General features: G+C 34.8%; 15 protein-coding genes. 5 read left to right on the top strand and 10 right to left on the bottom strand.

The features are described from left to right. Positions 1–2: 2 nt before the first annotated feature. The 4 genes from ACF3OB_RS03105 to ybeY all read right to left on the bottom strand — a co-directional run bounded on the left by ACF3OB_RS03105 (position 3) and on the right by ybeY (position 3764). Entirely contained in the window at positions 3–707 is a 705-nt protein-coding gene (locus ACF3OB_RS03105; protein WP_172914636.1) for a hypothetical protein, read from the bottom strand. 60 nt (positions 708–767) lie between these two features. Next, positions 768–1877, bottom strand: a complete 1110-nt coding sequence (gene dinB, locus ACF3OB_RS03110) for a DNA polymerase IV (protein ID WP_392448294.1) — start codon at positions 1875–1877, stop codon at positions 768–770. 526 nt (positions 1878–2403) lie between these two features. Further along, positions 2404–3345 carry a 2-hydroxyacid dehydrogenase gene (locus ACF3OB_RS03115; protein ID WP_042344180.1) on the bottom strand — a complete coding sequence of 314 codons (942 nt, stop codon included), beginning with the start codon at positions 3343–3345 and terminating at the stop codon, positions 2404–2406. Continuing rightward, positions 3342–3764 carry an rRNA maturation RNase YbeY gene (gene ybeY, locus ACF3OB_RS03120; RefSeq protein WP_042344181.1) on the bottom strand — a complete coding sequence of 141 codons (423 nt, stop codon included), beginning with the start codon at positions 3762–3764 and terminating at the stop codon, positions 3342–3344. Before ybeY ends, ACF3OB_RS03115 begins: the two co-directional genes overlap by 4 nt. A 467-nt stretch (positions 3765–4231) precedes the next feature. On the opposite strand from ybeY, the gene ACF3OB_RS03125 reads away from it, so the two are divergent. Beyond that, on the top strand, positions 4232–5452 hold the full coding sequence (locus tag ACF3OB_RS03125; RefSeq protein ID WP_392448296.1) for an aminotransferase class V-fold PLP-dependent enzyme: 1221 nt from the start codon (positions 4232–4234) through the stop codon (positions 5450–5452). Between the two features lie 122 nt (positions 5453–5574). Here ACF3OB_RS03125 and ACF3OB_RS03130 read toward each other — a convergent pair whose 3' ends face one another. From ACF3OB_RS03130 to rsfS, 6 genes are all read right to left on the bottom strand, one after another. Further along, positions 5575–6072: a GNAT family N-acetyltransferase gene (locus ACF3OB_RS03130; protein ID WP_095894509.1), complete on the bottom strand. Its 498-nt coding sequence runs from the start codon at positions 6070–6072 to the stop codon at positions 5575–5577. An 81-nt stretch (positions 6073–6153) separates the two neighbouring features. Next, a complete protein-coding gene (gene dapF / locus ACF3OB_RS03135) occupies positions 6154–6936 on the bottom strand; it encodes a diaminopimelate epimerase (RefSeq protein WP_172919958.1) in 783 nt (260 codons plus the stop codon). Between the two features lie 29 nt (positions 6937–6965). Next, positions 6966–7790 (bottom strand): phosphatidate cytidylyltransferase, encoded by an 825-nt coding sequence (locus ACF3OB_RS03140; RefSeq protein WP_392448298.1) that lies wholly within the window; start codon positions 7788–7790, stop codon positions 6966–6968. Between the two features lie 12 nt (positions 7791–7802). Beyond that, a complete protein-coding gene (locus ACF3OB_RS03145; protein WP_042009864.1) occupies positions 7803–8417 on the bottom strand; it encodes an LUD domain-containing protein in 615 nt (204 codons plus the stop codon). 213 nt (positions 8418–8630) lie between these two features. After that, the gene (gene ftsH / locus ACF3OB_RS03150) at positions 8631–10604 is read right to left on the bottom strand and encodes an ATP-dependent zinc metalloprotease FtsH (protein ID WP_172917886.1); all 1974 of its coding nucleotides are present in this window, start codon (positions 10602–10604) and stop codon (positions 8631–8633) included. 1 nt (position 10605) lies between these two features. Continuing rightward, positions 10606–10983: a ribosome silencing factor gene (gene rsfS / locus ACF3OB_RS03155; protein WP_042343896.1), complete on the bottom strand. Its 378-nt coding sequence runs from the start codon at positions 10981–10983 to the stop codon at positions 10606–10608. A 515-nt stretch (positions 10984–11498) separates the two neighbouring features. Between rsfS and ACF3OB_RS03160 the strand changes: the two genes are divergently transcribed. The 4 genes from ACF3OB_RS03160 (at position 11499) to ACF3OB_RS03175 (ending at position 17714) form a co-directional block, all read left to right on the top strand. Continuing rightward, entirely contained in the window at positions 11499–11960 is a 462-nt protein-coding gene (locus ACF3OB_RS03160) for a DUF6252 family protein (protein ID WP_042343897.1), read from the top strand. Positions 11961–12042: 82 nt separating this feature from the next. Further along, on the top strand, positions 12043–12531 hold the full coding sequence (locus tag ACF3OB_RS03165) for an outer membrane protein (RefSeq protein ID WP_042343898.1): 489 nt from the start codon (positions 12043–12045) through the stop codon (positions 12529–12531). Positions 12532–12673: 142 nt separating this feature from the next. Continuing rightward, positions 12674–13147, top strand: a complete 474-nt coding sequence (locus tag ACF3OB_RS03170) for a DUF6252 family protein (RefSeq protein WP_147362903.1) — start codon at positions 12674–12676, stop codon at positions 13145–13147. A gap of 232 nt (positions 13148–13379) precedes the next feature. Further along, on the top strand, positions 13380–17714 hold the full coding sequence (locus tag ACF3OB_RS03175) for a translocation/assembly module TamB domain-containing protein (protein WP_392448300.1): 4335 nt from the start codon (positions 13380–13382) through the stop codon (positions 17712–17714). Positions 17715–17731: the final 17 nt, after the last annotated feature.

Raw genomic sequence — 17731 nt, forward strand, 5'->3', positions numbered from 1 at the left:
TACTATTGTCTAATAGCCCTTACCTCTACTCTTCGAGGAGTGCGATTCGTTTCACCCTTTTTAATATGGCTGCTTTCGTTGGTTATATTCGATTTATCTCGCAGTATATCAAGAATATAATAATTTGAATATTCTCCTTTTTGAACATAATAATTTCCTTCAGCGTCTATCAGAACAAAACTCCCACAAGGATATTGTAACGGAAAGAATAAATCACGTAATGTTTTATTTTTATCCTCCAGCCAAGTGATTTTCTTTCCATAATCTTTGATTCCATCTCGTTCGTTGTAGACAAAAAACTGACTTACATCTTTCTTCTTTTGTATTTTTTTCAAATAATCTTTAATCAAAGCATAGTAGCTCGAATCTTCAGGAGAATCGTTACAAGGATCCTTCCCGTGATGATAATTTACTACAATAATGTTTTTCTCGGGAACGGATTGACCCGAAAATCCAGACAATTCGGTACGAATTACTGCTAACTGTTCAAGAGTTATTTTTCCTCTTTTAACTCGTTGAACCTGCACGTGCATTACTACTGAATCCAATTCATAAGTTAGGATATAGTGATTATTCGATTTTCTGTAGTCATTGAATTTCTTAGCTGAAATATATTCTAAATCATCGTTCAAATAAACATGCTTTTGCTGTGAAAATACAGGCAATGAAAACAAACACATTACGAAAATCAACCATTGTCTATTCATATCAATTTTTCTTATTATTCACTCCTGCAAATATAAAAATTAAATCCTTATTTTGTTTTTTTATTGCGGAAAAATCAGTTTCAACTGGACATACCTCGGCATATTTTTTTCTTTTTTTTCAGGTATGTTGTTTAAATTTGCCAACGATATTCCTAACAGACGAACTGAATCCTCTAAAGGTTGTTTATAGAGTAATTCTTTAGCATGATAAGATATATCCTCCTCTTTATCAACATAATGCAACAAGGTTTTACTACGGGTATTAATTGAAAAATTACCATACTTGATTTTTAGTGTTAGGGTTTTCCCCGCTATCTTTTTACGTTGTAACCGCTGACTTAATTCTTTAGCGATCACTGTTAGTTTTTCTTCCATAAACACCTCACTGGTAATGTTTTTCTCAAAGGTATGTTCAACGCCTAATGACTTTGGCAATCGATATGATTTAACTTCACTCAGGTGGATACCTCGTGCTAATTCATAGAAGTAAGTTCCTCTATTACCAAAATGAAGTTCTAAGAACTCTAAAGATTTTTCTCTCAAATCTTTACCCGTGAAAATTCCATTCAGATACATTTTTTCAGCTGTGACCTTTCCTATACCATGAAATTTTTTAATGTCCAAAACATCTAAAAAACCTTGCACTTCTTCCAAAGGTACCGTTTTTTGTCCATTAGGCTTGTTAAAATCACTGGCTATTTTGGCTACAAATTTATTGACGGAGACACCTGCTGAAGCGGTAAGTCCCGTGGTTTCGAAAATACGCTGACGAATTTCTTGAGCCAAAAAAGTTGCTGAAGGATTATTTTTTTTATTGTGAGTTACATCTAAGTAAGCCTCATCCAAGGATAGGGGTTCTACCAAATCGGTATATTCATAAAAAATAGAGCGAATTTGCATTGAAATTTCACGATAGCGCTCAAAACGTGGTGGCACAAAAATGAGCTGTGGACATAGTTTCTTTGCCTGAACTCCACTGATAGCACTTCGCACCCCGTATCTTCGTGCTTCATAACTGGCAGCTGCTACAACTCCTCGTTCCTTTTCGCCACCTACGGCTATGGGTTTCCCTCGCAACTGTGGAAAATCGAGCTGTTCCACCGAAGCATAAAAAGCGTCCATATCCACATGGATGATTTTTCGCAAAGGTATGTCTGTCAGAGATTCCATTTTATTTACCAAGCATTTCGGTATGCAAAAATATAAAACTTACCAAGTTCAAGCTATTTTTTCATTCTTTCGATTGTCGAATACTTTTGTTTTTAGATAAGCCTTTATGCCCGTTATAAAAATATTTGAGTTTATTAGTTATTTTGATATTCTACTTTTCCCTTAGGTTTAAAAAGAACCTTGGATTTCAAAATCGTTACATCTTCCAAACTTCAAACGTAAAAACGATACTGATACTTGGTTAGTTACGGGTGTGATTGTAGTAATTCATGTATTTTTTGTATATTACCCAGATTATAGCACGAGCCTTGATTTTTTTTTCCTGCATTTGTCCGTTAAATGTCGTATAGTCACTTTCAATCCACTCTTCTTCTTCCCTTAACACCGTAAAACGAAAATATTCTGTCTTTTTTTGATTTTTCCAGTACATTCACAAGAAAGACCCACTAAATTATACAAAGAAATTTTACAAAATCAAAAAAGCACGAATAGATAAAACGGTTGAATAAACAACATCTAGAGTAAATTATTTTTCTGAAAAATTCTCTATGATTTTATCCACAATCACCTGTGCCAATTTGGTCTTACTTTCAGCAGTCCAACCTGCAATATGAGGTGTAAGTATTACATTGTCAGCTTCTAATAAATATCTAAACGAAGCAGGGAGTTCATCAGTAAAGAAATCCTCAAAGGACGTTTTCTCGTACTCTAATACGTCTAGCCCCGCTCCTTTGATTTTGCCTGACTTTAAGGCTTCAACCAAATCATCAGTTACAACGCTTTTCCCTCGTGCAGTGTTCAATAACCAGAATGGTTTTTTGAACCTGTGGATGAAATCAGTATTCATCATTTTTGTTGTTAATGGGGTTTGCGGTGTGTGTAAACTCACCACATCCGATTGTTCAAAAAACTCATCCAAGGACACTTGTCGTGCGTTTTCATCGCCTACATTGGGTTTTATGTCATAACAAATCACTTGACAATCAAACCCTTTCAATTTTCGAGCAAACGATTTCCCCATATTCCCGTAACCAATAATGCCTACGGTTTTATAATCTAATTCCGACCCTCGATTTTCTTCACGTAGCCACACACCTCGCTCAATTTCACGATTGGATTTTTTAAACTTATTTAACAGCGCTAATAACATTCCGAGAGTGTGTTCGCCTACCGCATTACGATTTCCTTCAGGAGAGGATATTATCATAACTCCCTTTTGCTCAGCGTATTCACAATCAATATTTTCAAGACCTGCTCCCACTCTGGCAATAAATTTTAAGCGAGTTGCCTTATCCAAAAACAACTTATCAATTGCGAACCGACTGCGAAGGATGACACCATCATATTGGTCGATTTTGCTTTCGATTTGGGATTTTGAACTTTTATAATCTTCGTGATTTTCAAATCCATGAGCAGTAAGTTGCTCTATTATTAACGGATGATTCGTGTCAATATGGAGTATTCTCATTCTTTTTCTGTAAATAATCGTATTTTTTCTTCTTCCTTTTGTCTCATTTGCTGACTTTCCGATTCGGATTTGTCCTTATAGCCACATAAATGCAATATGCCGTGAGCCATGACTCGTAATAGCTCTTCCTTAAAAGAAACCTCAAAATCATTAGCATTATCACACACTCGTTCCACAGAGATATAAATATCTCCAGCAATTTGAAAATCTTCAGTATAGTCAAAAGTAATAATATCCGTTAAGGTATCGTGGTTAAGATATTGTACATTGATTTTATGTAACTGCTCATCGTTACAAAAAATGTAGTTTATATCGCCAATTTTATGATTTTCAGTATTACAAATCATCTTTACCCACGATTTTAGATCGTTTTTCTTGTACGGAAGCTTAAATTTTGTTTCGGAAAAAAAAGAAATCATATTTTTTTATTTAAATAAGCATTAGGCTACTATTTCCATAATTTCAGTAAACATTCGATATTTACCAGTAAAAAACAAAAAACAGCATAAATTGTTTTCTGACTTGGAAAATATTACTATTTCTACCTCATTACACATAAAAAAGAAGTATACTAAATATAAATAGAAGAATAATTTACCTTTTTTAAGTGTAAGTGGTTGAAAAATTAATCAAAATATTTCACCTGACCATGGGAATTCATCACTTGCAGTCACTTTAAACCATGTAGTCTCGATACCAAAATTACTCTAATGATTTTATTACCCTACAAAGCCTGACAAAAATGATTTTGACAATAGTTTTTTTATATATAACAACATTTAGGAGGCAAAGATAGTGTTTATTTAGAATAAAATAAATACCTTTGGCGGAATTATTTTTGTTATCTAATACAATCATTTTTGAACTCAATCGCAAAAAACATATTATGAAATCAATTGAACAAATACGCAGTGATTTTCCTATCCTGAACCGACTTGTAAATAACAAACCCTTGATATATTTCGACAATGGAGCCACCTCGCAAACTCCTAATCAAGTAATTAATACCATTGTAAATTACTACACTCAACTTAACGCCAATATCCACCGCGGGGTGCATACTCTCAGCCAGGAATCTACCGATGCCTACGAACAAGCTCGTGAAAAGTTGCGAAAACATTTCAATGCCAAAAAATCATGTGAAATCATTTTTACTTCGGGAACAACAGAGTCCATTAACTTGGTTGCCAACGGATACACTTCTCTTTTGAAATCAGGAGATGAAATCATAGTATCGGCATCAGAACATCATAGCAATATCGTGCCATGGCAGTTTGTTTGCGAACGCACCGGTGCTACACTGAAAGTTATTCCGATGAACGAACAGGGGATTTGGAATATGGAATCCTTTGATAACTTATTGACTTCCAGTACAAAACTTGTATGTGTACAACATGTTTCGAATGCTTTAGGAAATATACATCCCATTGCTGAAATCATTGAAAAGGCTCATCAAAGAGGAGCTAAGGTTTTGGTTGATGGTGCTCAATCCGCGCCTCATATCCAGCCTGATGTTCAATCACTTGATGTTGATTTTTATGCTGTTTCTGCTCATAAAATGTACGGGCCAACAGGGGTGGGTATACTTTATGGAAAAGAAGAATTGTTAAATACTATCCCTCCCTATCAAGGTGGAGGCGAAATGATAAAAGAAGTCCGTTTCGAAGGTTCAACATACGCTGATTTGCCCTATAAATTTGAAGCTGGAACGCCTAACATCTGTGGGGGTATTGCATTTGGAGCTGCAATTGATTACATACATGAATTAGGTATCGAAAATATAGCCAAACACGAACAAGCTCTGCTAAGATACGCTGTTGAAAAACTAAAAGAACTTGAAGATATTCAACTTTATGGGAATCCTGACTTGAGTAAACGAACTGCAGTTATATCGTTCAATTTCAAAGGAATACATCCGTATGATGTAGGAAGCATACTGGATAAATTGGGTATTGCAGTTCGCACAGGACACCATTGCACTCAGCCTATTATGGATTTCTTTTGCATTCCAGGAACAATTAGAGCCAGTTTTGCGGTTTACAATACCTTTGAAGAAATTGATACTTTTGTCGAGGCTTTAAAAAAAGCTCATATGATGCTAAGTTAAAGTATCAAATCTCTTCTGTTTCGGATATAATTGTGCAAAAGACCTAGTCGATTGAATTCTGATAATCAGATTTTTATAAAAACGCCAAAAAAAAATGAAGTAAAGTATAGATTTCGATTTAGCTACAGAATTCGCTGAAAAATCAACACATCTTTAAATGTTCCGTTAGAAAAAATCCAATCTTTTTTTATGCCATGAGAAACAAAACCAAGTTTTTCAAAAAGATGTATGCTTGGAATGTTGTCCACAGGGATATATGCAATTAATTGATGTAAATGAAGATTTACTTTACTGTAATTCAATAATTTAGCAAGAGCATATTCTCCTTTACCTTGGCGTTGGTATTTTTCTAAAATGGCGATTCCAACACAAGCTCGTTTGTTCTTAGGATCAAAATCATAGAGGTCAACACATCCAAAAGGCTCTCTATCAGAGGAAGAAATGACGTAACGAAACTGTTTCGCTTCATAAATGTCCTGTGTTGCATTTTGAATGTATTCTTTCAGAAGATACCGAGAAAAAGGCAATTGTGTTTGACTAACTTCCCATAAACTTTCTTGATTTTCAAGTTCATACAAAAAGTCAATATCTTCTGGTTCTAACGCCCGTAACAAACACAACTCGTCTGAAATACAATTCATCTTTTATGTATAAATTTAAACACTTTTTTCTCTTTTACGCTTGACGAAGCTTAACTTTAATTACATTTCTACTTTACCTTCAAAAACAAAAGTAGCCTGTCCAATCAGAAATACGTTTGTATATACTCCGTTTTCAACATCAAACGAAACTCTTAAATCTCCCCCAAGGGTTTGCAGGTGTATGTCTCTCTCCTTTGTTTTTTCTTGGTGATACATGGCAATTGCAACAGCCGTAGCACCCGTACCACAAGAGTAAGTCTCGTCTTCAACCCCCCGCTCGTAGGTGCGTACAGCAAATTTTTCATTTCCTAAAGGAGTTACAAAGTTGACATTAGCTCCACCTTTATCCTTGTACAATTGTCCATAGCGAATGGACGCTCCTTCTGATTTCACATCTATATTATTAACATTTTCAGCTAATTGAACGTGATGTGGCGAACCTGTATCTAAAAAAGTATATGAGTCTTCCTTTCGAATAACATCAACGTCTTTCATCTGCAATTTCACTTGATTTTCATTATTGATTTCGGCATAATGTTCCCCATCAATAGCAATAAAAATAGTTTTATTATCGATGATTTTCAATAATTTAGCAAATGCGACAATACATCGTCCTCCGTTGCCACACATCGTACTTTCTTTTCCATCTGAGTTGTAGTAAATCATGCGAAAATCGTATTTTTCATCATTTTCTAGCAGAATTAGTCCGTCTGCACCAATACCAAAGTGCCGATGACACAATGAGGCAACTAATGAAGTATTTTCCTTGGGAAAATCTGAATTACGATTATCAATCATCACAAAGTCATTGCCTGTACCTTGAAATTTATAAAAATGTATTATCATTTAATTTTTTAGCAAGAATATGATTTTTAAGAGAAATAATATAGAATTTGCAATACAAAGAAAGCAAATGGAGAGGCAAAAATAAGACTATCCAAACGGTCTAAAAGTCCGCCGTGTCCTGGAAGAATTCGACCGCTGTCTTTCACTTTAGCAACCCGTTTGAAACTTGATTCAACCAAATCACCAACAGTTCCAGTAGTAACTAACACAATAGCCAGCACAATCCAACTCCAAATCTCTTTATTACTGTAAATTGAAATTACATAGGCGGTTAGGATAGCTCCGATGAGTCCTCCTACGAATCCTTCAACTGTTTTTTTGGGAGATATCTTTTCAAACAACTTATGTTTCCCAAAGTTTTTCCCCGTTAAATAAGCAAAACTGTCACTTGCCCAAATGATACACAAAATACCAATCATTGTCAATTGAGCCTCACCGACGGAATATGATTTTATGCACTCGTGCTTGTATATTAATGGAATAAAAACACATCCTGCACCAATATACAACATACTAATAATCAACTTATGAGAGTAAGGAGCGTAGCATAGAGGAGTTTTTCCATAGAAGAGCATAATAGTCAAGTACACATTGGCTATAATAGTAAATAGCAACAGTATATAAATTGAGAAAACACTTACCTGCAAATGAATGAATAGCCACCAAAAAAATAAGAATATCAGATAGACGTGCAATCCTTGAAGTCGAATAAGTTTTTTAAATTCGTACATACATACTAATCCAAAAGACAAAAACAAGAAGTCAAAAGCCCCCTCATCTAACATGATTGCCGATAACAAAAAGAGTATGTAGATAATTCCTGTAGCAGTTCTTTTAAATAGTTCGTTCACAATGAGTTCCTTTTAAATTGGTAAATCTTCTAACAAGATGAGGTAGGTTTTCTTATAGCTTCCTCCATAATTCATTACATCATTTGCTGTTCTGTTTTCGTCAAAACTACGCAAAGTGACCAACCCTGTTGGTTTTTGTTTCGGATATTTCAAATTGATACCACGCATTCCCTCATCAATGCTTTTCACCATTTGGCTGGTTTTAGCCAAGACGATAAATATTTCAGGAAGTTCACTTGTTCTTCGCTGTCTCAACTGATTGGAAGAGAGCATTATACCTCCCATCGATGTGATTAAATATTCACAGGTTGTCAGATAGACATTCGCTGTTTCAACATCATCTGTGAAAAGTGATTGATGCTCTTCAAAAAAATCTACGAGTGACTCGTTTGGCGTACTGATTTTCACATATACACCTATTTCCATTAAAATATTTCTGAAAAAATGCTGTATTTCTAATTCTGAAGTGCAATAAATGAATTTACCCCCATTTTGGGTAAAGTTGATTGCAAATTGCTCATCTGCAGGTAGGTTATCTCCCGACAGTACATTAGTAGCTACAATCTTTTCCTCACCCAAATTCGGTTCACTACTGCGTTTACCAAATATTTTCTTTAAAAAATTCATCTAAACTTATTGTATTTCAGATGTTTATTATTATTACCCAAAACTCTACCGTCGTTATTTATTAAAAAACACGACACTTAATTTCTGTATGATAGAGTTAATAAAAATCTTTCTTTATTCTTTATACATAGAATGGGGTAAAGTTACAAAAAAAACTTGATTGTTTTCAAAATAACAATCAAGTTTTTATCATTTTTTTACGAATTAAATAATTTATGTTGTCAAAAGATTTGAGTCATCTACCTTCGTCTCTGTTTTTTCAGTTAATTCCTCTTCCTTTTCATAGGCTCTTTTTCCGAAAATATCTTCCAAATCTTCCTTGAAAATGACTTCTCTTTCGAGTAATAAGTTGGCCAAACTAGTTAGCTTATCTTTATTTTCTGAAAGAATTTGAATAGCTCTTTCATATTGATTTTCAATAATTTTTGAAATCTCTTCATCAATTACATGAGCCGTTTTTTCGCTGTATGGTTTGGTAAAACCGTATTCCGATTGCCCTGATGAATCATAATAGGTCAGATTTCCTACCTTATCGTTCAATCCATAGATGGTTACCATAGCTCGAGCTTGTTTGGTTACCTTTTCCAAATCACTCAGCGCTCCTGTTGAAATTTTGTCGAAAATTATCTTTTCGGCGGCACGTCCTCCCAAAGCTGCACACATTTCGTCTAAAATCTGTTCGGTTCTGATAATTTGTCGCTCTTCAGGTAAATACCAAGCGGCTCCTAACGACTGCCCTCGGGGAACGATAGTTACTTTAACTAAAGGAGCAGCATATTTCAACAACCAACTAACCGTAGCATGTCCTGCCTCGTGGAAAGCGATGGTTCTACGTTCTTCATCGGTAATCATTTTACTTTTTTTCTCTAGACCACCAACAATTCTATCAACAGCATCTAAGAAATCTTGTTTTCCCACAGCTGTTTTACCTTTACGAGCCGCAATCAAAGCTGCTTCGTTGCATACATTTGCAATGTCGGCACCTGAAAATCCTGGGGTTTGCTTAGCTAAAAAGTCTATCTCTAAGGTTTCAGCCTTCTTAATTGGACGTAGATGCACTTCAAAAATCTGCTTTCGCTCGTTTAAATTTGGTAAATCAACATAGATTTGTCGGTCAAAACGCCCTGCTCGCATCAATGCTTTATCTAAGATATCAGCTCGGTTCGTTGCTGCTAACACGATTACATTGGTATGCGTTCCAAAGCCATCCATCTCCGTTAGTAATTGATTTAGAGTGTTTTCTCTTTCATCATTTGCTCCTGTAAAATTGTTTTTCCCTCTGGCACGTCCAATAGCGTCAATTTCGTCAATAAAAATAATTGCAGGTGATTTTTCTTTGGCTTGTTTGAACAGGTCACGTACTCGTGAGGCTCCCACTCCTACAAACATCTCAACGAAATCAGACCCTGAAAGTGAAAAGAACGGCACTTGGGCTTCACCCGCTACGGCTTTTGCTAAAAGGGTCTTTCCCGTACCCGGAGGCCCTACCAATAAAGCACCCTTTGGAATTTTTCCTCCCAAAGAGGTGTATTTATCTGGATTTTTAAGGAAATCAACTATTTCTTGAACCTCTTCTTTAGCACCTTCCAAACCTGCTACATCTTGGAATGTTACGCGAACTTCTCTTTTTTCATCAAAAAGACGAGCCTTTGATTTTCCGATACTGAACAATTGTCCACCTCCACCGCCTCCGGCCATTCGTCGCATAAAAAAAATCCACAACCCTACGATAAGAATAAATGGTAATAGTGTAACTAAAAAATCAGAAAAAACGTTCTGTTGTGTTTTATTTTCACGAGTGGTTGTTAAATTGTTTTCTTGAACAATCTGGTCAAAACGGTTTTCAAAATTGCTCAAATCACCCAATTCAAAACGATATTGCGGACTTTCATTCTTTGCACTCGTTGTTTGTGATAGCATATTTCCTCTCGGACGTACATCCTTATGTTCTTCTTTTTTCAATGCTTCATCGGTCAAATAAACATTAGCTTCTTTACGATTGACGATGGTTATCTTTAAAACATCTCCGTTACGCAAAAAGTCTTCAAATTTCGCCTGTGGAATTTCTTTGGGTTGCATCCAAAAACTACCTCCCGAATAGAAATTGAATCCTAATAAAATCACTATAAGTAAGGCGTATACCCAATAGGCTGAAAATTTAGGTTTGTTTGTTTTGTTCTCTGCCATATTAATAGTTAGTTTCTATATTTAAAAATTTAGCATCTCCCCACAATCCTTCAATATCGTAATGCTCACGGATTCTTTTTTGGAAGATATGTACCACAACATCTACATAGTCAATCAATATCCATTCTGCATTCATCTCTCCTTCCACATGCCATGGTTTTACATGTCCCTCAGCTTGACTTACAACTCGTTGTACTGCTCCCGAAATAGCACTCACTTGGGTGTTTGAGGAACCGTTACATAAAACGAAATAATCGCAAACAGAGTTCTCTATTTCGCGTAAATCCATAATAGTAATGTCCGTTCCTTTTACTTTTTCAATACCTTCGATAATATTACTAATTAGTTGATTAGATGTAATCTCTTTATTCTGTGTCATTTATTTTTAATAATTTCTATTACTATGAAACGGCAAATATACTGTTTTTTCGGAGATAATCACTTAAAAAAAATATAAAATTTGAATTTCTGAAAAAACACAAAAGAAATTGTTACTTATCCTTAGCTATCAGATTAAGAATGGATAAACAAGAGTTTTTTTTGAAAATTGAATTTCAATAGCACTTAAATTTTGATTGAGTTATTACGGAATCACATGTTTACACAAGTAGAATTTAGCAAATACACATGTTAAAGTTTTGTTATTTTTTTAAACAGTTCAGGTGATATTTTTGACCGTTCGTGCAAAAAAAATACCGTTCACGTTTGAATTTTGACCGTTCGCGTAAATTTTAACATTTCTATTTTTATGCAATATTTGCTGTTTTAAAAGAAAAATTATTCCTTTGTAGTGTGAAAATAAAGATAAAATTAACTAAAACGAAGTAATAAAACTAACGTTTAGGTAATTGTAGTAAGTTTTGGATTAAGTATAAAATTAATAATGAATTATATATGAAAAATAAATTAAAATTTAGCTTTATTTTGTTAACAGCAATTTTAATAGTTGTAAGCTGTAAAAAGGATGATTCAAACACTTCTGAATTCTATGTAAAAGCACAAGTAGGAGGTGTGGAACACGAAGCTTCAGGTGAATATTGTTTTTTTATTGATACAGGCTTCGGAGTTACGATAACAGGAGGTGACAAATATGCTTTCATGATTCCTTCGATGGAAGTGGGTACATATAAATTTTCTGATAACATAGTATCTTTCGGAACTGTTTATATTGATGGAGTTTATGGAGGATATACGGATTCAACCGATGGAAGTTTAATTATCACAAAATACGACAAGGACGCAAAAGTGATTGAAGGAACTTTTCAGTTTGTTGGAACGAACGGAGATATTACAAAGAAAGTTACTAACGGTTCATTTCGTTGTAAACAACAAGATGTGTCAAAGTTAAAACCGTAGTTTTAAGCTAAAAAACAATAAGTCAAATACTTGAATTTTAAAAATGTTATAAATAAGTTGTTTAATTAAAAAAAAGAAGAAAATGAAAAAAGTTGCTTTAATTGTAGCCCTTGTTTTAGGGTTTGGAATGGTTGCTCAAGCACAAACTAAAATTGGTATCCACGGAGGGTTTGATGTAGAGGGAAAAAATCCCATAATCGGTGTGAATGCTGAGATTGGGATTATGGACAAACTCACGGTAGCTCCTGATGTAGGGTATCTTATGTTAGATAAAGTTGAGGGAGTAAATTCCCTTGGGTTAGAGTTCAATGCCAATGGTCATTACTACTTCTACGACAAAGATACTTTTAAGTTTTTTGGTTTAGCAGGGGTTGGATACAATTATTTTAAATCAAGTTCGGAAATCTTAGGAGTTAAATACGAGTTTAGTGGAGGGAATTTCGGAGTGAATGTTGGAGCAGGTATGTCTTACGCTTTATCCTCAAACTTGGATCTTTTCAGCACAGTGAAATACACCATTAGAACAGGGTCTTCTCTTGGAGTTCATGTAGGTCTTAGATATGCTTTTTAGTAAATTTCTCAACAAGTTCTTATAGTTAGACTAACATCTCTTTTCGGTTTTTTATCATTAAATAATAATACCTTAAGGAGATGTTTCTTAAGAAATTATGCTAAAAAGATTTAAAACACAATGTAATAAAAAAATGAAGCATATGAAAAATTATTTAAAATTTAGTTTTTTCCTACTGGCAGTAGTCATAGCTGTTGTGGGATGTAAAAAAGATGATTCTGACAACACGGGCGAGTCTGGAAGTTCTGATTATTACGTAAAAGCAGAAGTTGACGGTAAAAAACATGAAGTTACAGGAGCAACTTTTTGTTCCTATACAGTTTCTGCGGGAAAAATTAGCGTAAATGGAGTGAAAGGTAACGAATTTGTTTTTACACTTACAGCTCCTGCCAAAGAAGGTGTATTTAAATTTGGGGGAGAAGAATTAGCCTTGGGAGGCGTAACTTTTGGAAATGACAGATTTACTAGTTTGGCAGATGGAACAATAACCATCAAAAAATTCGATGAAAAAGCAAAGATAGTTGAAGGTACATTCGAATTTAACGCAAAAAGTGATGACGGTAGTGTAACCAAAAAAGTAACTAACGGTTCATTCCGATGTAAATCGTTGTTATAATTGATTTTTCTTTCATAGACAAGTCTTTATTGTTAGACTTTGATTTCCATCTCCTCATGATAACTGTTATCTGAGGAGATGTTTTTATGATGTTACACTTGAGGGTTGAATGTAGTTAATGTAACACCTTCAAAAAAAATTTGTTCAAAGCGAACCATTTACGTATATTTGCAACATTTGTAATTAAAAACTTCAAGTTATCAAAAGATTTCGTAAAATAGCGTTCCGAGTAATGTGGATAACCCTTTTATTTTTTGGGGTTCTATTACTTTTGTTGGCATTGCCAGTAACTCAAACGTTCATAGCCCAAAAGGTTGTTAACGGGCTTAACCAAGATTTTGATGTAGACATACAAATCGAGAAAATTCATCTGAAATACAATGGAGATGTAGCTGTTAAGGGGGTCTTGATTAAAGATTTTCGTGCTGATACACTTATTGCAACCAAACAGCTACAAACGTCGATTTTAAATGTTAGACAATGGATTAAAGGTGATTTGTACTTTGGTGATATTGAAGCAGATGATTTGGTTTTTCATATGAAAACCCACAAGGGAGATACTTTGTCAAATTTAGAGGTATTTGTATCAAAATTTGATTCAGGAGAACCCAGTTCAGGCGATTTTGTAATGAAGGCAAAAACCATACGGTTGAATGGGAGCCATTGCTATATTTCCGATGAAAATCAAGAAAATCCAATACTGTTCCAAGCTGAAAATCTCAATATGAAACTTAAGGATTTCCAGTTGTTAGGAGCTAATGTGTTCTTTGATATGGAACAAGGAAGTTTTATATTTGATAAATCATTGAAAGTTAGCGATCTACAAACTTCTTTTTTCTACACCGATACTTTGGTACAGGCTAAAGATATGATTCTCAAAACCGAAAAAACAACAGTTGAAGGTACATTGAAAATATATCCTCATGAAGGAGGCTTTGGTGATTTTGCTGATAAAGTGGTGTTAGATGTAGAACTTCCTAAAGCGACCATTTCTACTCGTGATTTGAATACTTTTTACGATGGATTTGGAGCAGGTAAATCATTAATAGTTAATGATTTACATTTTAAAGGAACTTTGAATAAATTTGTAATAGATCAAGGAAATATTACGTACCAGAATACGCTCATTGGAGGAAATTTATCCTTTGAAAACCTATTACGAGAAGATAAAAAAATCATTATTCAAGGCAGGGGAGTGAATTTCGAATCTATTTATAATGATTTGGCAACTCTGATGCCTGTGGAATTAGGACAAAATATACCTGTGGAATTGCAGAATTTAGGAATGTTTTCACTTACGGGAGATTTTGTATATGGCACTTCGCATCTGGATGCTAACCTAAGGATGACTTCGCAACGAGGAAATGCAACTTTTGAAGGAAAATTAAGCAACTTGGAGCAAACGGAAAATTTAGCATATGAAGGGCGAATTTCAACACAAGCATTTAACATAGGGGCTTTAATAAAGCAACGTATTTTAGGGGATTTGTCGGCTGATTTGGTAGTTCAAGGTAAAGGAACTGACTTTAAAACCATGGAAATGAATGCGTATGGAAAGATAAATTCTTTACGGTTTAATGGATATGACTATAAAAAAATTAATATTGAAGGAAAGTTAACCAAGCAATTGTTCAATGGTTTGCTAGTAGCTAATGACCCTAATTTGAATATGAAATTTGGAGGATTAGCTGATTTCTCATCTATAAAACCTACCTTTGATTTCAAAGCAGACATTCAAAAGGCGGATTTGTACCAGCTCAAGGTATCCGAAAGTGATACGATTTCAAAACTAAAAGGAAGGGTGCATATAGACATACAAGGAATTGAGGTTGATGACATTGTAGGGAAGGTTAGCTTTGAAAATGCAGTATATGAAAATTCGCATAATATTTTTACTTTCAATGATTTTGATATTACTTCTACCATTTATGATACAGGAGAGAAAGAAATCAAAATAAATTCAACTGATATTATTAGCGGAAGTATTCGTGGAAAGTACAAAATGGCGGAGATGAAAAAAATCATCCAAAATGCTTTGGGAAGCGTTTACATGCACTACAATCCATATAAAATTGATGAAAATCAGTATATAGACTTCAACTTTAGTATTTACAATAAAATCGTAGAAGTTTTTGTGCCAGAGTTGAAAATTGGAAGAAATACCACTCTCAAAGGAAAAATTGTTCCAGATGATGGAAGTTTTAAAATGCAACTGAAATCGCCTGAAATTAATGCCTTTGATTATCAAGCAGATGGATTGAAACTTACGGTAGATAACCAAAATACGCTCTATAATGCCTTTTTTGAAGTTGGAAAATTAGATTTAGGAATTTATGACATAAAGGATTTTAACCTCATTAGCCGTGTGGTCAATGATACTTTGTTCTTCCGTTCCGAATTTAACGGAGGTGAGTCAGAAAAAGACAATTATCAGTTAAATTTCTTCTATACCTTAAATGAGAAACAGGAATCGAGTATCGGATTTAAAAAGTCAGAAATCAATTTCAGAGGCAATCAATGGTTTATCAATCGCGAAAATGCTGAAGGAACAAACAAGGTGACTATCGACCGTAAAGCGGATACCATTAAGATTCATAATTTTAGAATCGCTCACCGTAACCAGCATGTTAATCTTAGTGGTGTGTTAACTGATGAATATAAACAACTACACACAGTGGCAAACAATGTATCGCTTGATAAGGTGTTGCCCGAACTTAAAGGATTAAATCTGCAAGGAACTCTCAACGGTCACTTGTCGCTGGTGCAAAAAGGAAAACTGTATTATCCATCATCGGATGTGTTTATCCGAAATTTTCGTTTGAACGGTTATGACTATGGAGATTTAGAAGCTAGTATTTTCGGAAATGCGGATCTTTCTGCTTTCAAACTCAATGCTCATTTTGTAAATGGAAAAACACAAGGTTTCCAAATGAATGGAGATATTAAGCTTGATTCTAACAAAGGTACTTTTGTAGATGTTGATGCCCATTTTAGACAGTTCAATTTAGCTCCTTTCAATCCGTTTTTGGAGGGTATTTTCTATGATCTACGAGGAAGTTTGGTGGGAGATATAAAAATTGAAGGAAGTATTGAAAATCCTACGATGAACGGAGAACTTGCTATTGAGAAGGGAGGAGTTGGAATTACATATCTGAATTTGAATGCTGATATCAACGATAAAGCAAAAATTTTTATTAGAAATCAAACTTTCGAAATTGATGATTGGACACTTACCGATACAGCACATAAAACCCAAGCGTTACTCAATGGTAGCATACGTCATAATAAGTTGTCGGACTGGTTTTTTGATTTGAACATCAAAACATTAGGTGATAAATTCTTAGTTTTAAACACAGGCTACACCGATGATGCTCTTTTCTACGGAACAGGATTCATTAACGGAAATGCATCCATTCGTGGAGCGTTAGATGAGTTAGTGATTTCGGTCAAAGCGGTTACCCAAGAGGGGACACAGTTTAAAATTCCATTGAGTGATATGGAAAGTGTAGGGGACGATTCTTTCATTACTTTTATTGAAAAAGAAAATCCGAAGGTGAAAAAAGAACGTGTTTTGGAGTCAGTTAAAGGGCTTGAACTACGTTTTGAAATGGACGTGTTACCATCAACTGAGGTTGAAATTATTTTAGATAAAAAAACGGGAAGTAACTTAGTGGGAACAGGTGCCGGAACCTTACTTATTGAAATCAATACTAATGGTAAGTTCAACATGTGGGGTGACTTTATTACCTATTCAGGATATTACAATTTTAAATTTGAAAATCTGATTGATAAACGATTTACCGTGCTTCCTGGAGGTTCAATTTCATGGAGTGGTGATCCGCTAAAAGCCGTGTTGCGAAATTTGAAAGCTGCCTATACTTTGAATGCCAATCCAGGAGTGTTGTTGGAATCTTCGCAATACAATCGAAAGATAGCTACTCAGGTCATTATCAGTCTCGAAGGAGAGTTGATGCAACCAGAACCCGTTTTTGACATTGCTTTCCCTGATAGTGGGCAAGGTTTGGTATCGGAACTTAATTATCGTTTGGAAGATAAGGACAGAAAACAACTACAAGCCTTTTCACTTTTAGCTCAAGGTTCCTTTATGAGTGAGCGGAATACGGATAATCGTTTGGTAGCCTATAACTTATTTGAAACAGCAGCGGGGCTTTTCAATCAGTTGCTGTCGGATGAGGACAATAAGCTAAATTTAGGTGTTTCTTACGAAGCAGGAATGGTTGATAGTTCTTCTGACATAACCAATGACGACCGATTAGGATTTACGATTTCTACACAAATTACTGATAGAGTTCTCTTTAACGGAAAAGTAGGTATTCCTGTTGGAGGGGTGAAACGCACTGCCGTAGCAGGAAATGGAGAAGTAATATTCCAACTGAACCCCCAAGGAAATTTGACAGCTAAGGTGTTTGTACGAGAAAATGAATGGCAAGAGTACTTGGTGGACAGAATTGGGTATGTTTACGGAACAGGTATTACCTATAATGTTGATTTTAATACGTTTAAAGAGTTGATAAATAAGGTTCTCGGAAGAAAAGAAGAGGAATAGAGCAAATAAGAAAAAAA

The organism is Capnocytophaga canis, assembly GCF_043187445.1.
GTDB classification, from domain to species: domain Bacteria; phylum Bacteroidota; class Bacteroidia; order Flavobacteriales; family Flavobacteriaceae; genus Capnocytophaga; species Capnocytophaga canis.

Excerpts from the sequence above, each read along its gene's own strand:
- ACF3OB_RS03115 (WP_042344180.1), bottom strand. The coding sequence starts at position 3,345 with ATGAGAATACTCCATATTGACACGAATCATCCGTTAATAATAGAGCAA.
- ACF3OB_RS03125 (WP_392448296.1), top strand. The coding sequence starts at position 4,232 with ATGAAATCAATTGAACAAATACGCAGTGATTTTCCTATCCTGAACCGA.
- ACF3OB_RS03145 (WP_042009864.1), bottom strand. The coding sequence starts at position 8,417 with ATGAATTTTTTAAAGAAAATATTTGGTAAACGCAGTAGTGAACCGAAT.
- ybeY (WP_042344181.1), bottom strand. The coding sequence starts at position 3,764 with ATGATTTCTTTTTTTTCCGAAACAAAATTTAAGCTTCCGTACAAGAAA.
- ACF3OB_RS03170 (WP_147362903.1), top strand. The coding sequence starts at position 12,674 with ATGAAAAATTATTTAAAATTTAGTTTTTTCCTACTGGCAGTAGTCATA.
- ACF3OB_RS03160 (WP_042343897.1), top strand. The coding sequence starts at position 11,499 with ATGAAAAATAAATTAAAATTTAGCTTTATTTTGTTAACAGCAATTTTA.
- ACF3OB_RS03175 (WP_392448300.1), top strand. The coding sequence starts at position 13,380 with ATGTGGATAACCCTTTTATTTTTTGGGGTTCTATTACTTTTGTTGGCA.
- ftsH (WP_172917886.1), bottom strand. The coding sequence starts at position 10,604 with ATGGCAGAGAACAAAACAAACAAACCTAAATTTTCAGCCTATTGGGTA.
- ACF3OB_RS03165 (WP_042343898.1), top strand. The coding sequence starts at position 12,043 with ATGAAAAAAGTTGCTTTAATTGTAGCCCTTGTTTTAGGGTTTGGAATG.
- dinB (WP_392448294.1), bottom strand. The coding sequence starts at position 1,877 with ATGGAATCTCTGACAGACATACCTTTGCGAAAAATCATCCATGTGGAT.
- ACF3OB_RS03105 (WP_172914636.1), bottom strand. The coding sequence starts at position 707 with ATGAATAGACAATGGTTGATTTTCGTAATGTGTTTGTTTTCATTGCCT.
- rsfS (WP_042343896.1), bottom strand. The coding sequence starts at position 10,983 with ATGACACAGAATAAAGAGATTACATCTAATCAACTAATTAGTAATATT.